Annotated in this window: 1 protein-coding gene; it reads left to right on the forward strand. The window is 41.8% G+C overall.

Annotated features, from left to right (window positions below):
* On the forward strand, positions 1–275 hold a 275-nt coding region (locus AAEY75_RS14985; protein ID WP_352260024.1), incomplete at both ends, for a M3 family metallopeptidase.

Below are 275 nucleotides of genomic sequence, written 5' to 3' on the forward strand. Positions count from 1 at the left end.
GGTGAACCATTACCCAAAGACAAGCTTGATGCTTTATTGGCCGCTAAAAACTTTCAAAGTGGCATGCAAACCTTACGCCAGATTGAATTTTCACTGTTTGATTTACTGATTCATGCGCATACGCCTATACCCGATTATAAAGGTATTCTAGACACCTTAAATACTGTCCGTGCCGATATTGCCATTATGGAAACCCCTGACTATAACCGCTTTGCCAATGGCTTTAGTCATATCTTTGCCGGTGGCTATGCCGCAGGTTATTACTCGTATAAATG

It is taken from the genome of Psychrobacter sp. TB55-MNA-CIBAN-0194, assembly GCF_040309505.1.
GTDB lineage: Bacteria > Pseudomonadota > Gammaproteobacteria > Pseudomonadales > Moraxellaceae > Psychrobacter > Psychrobacter fozii.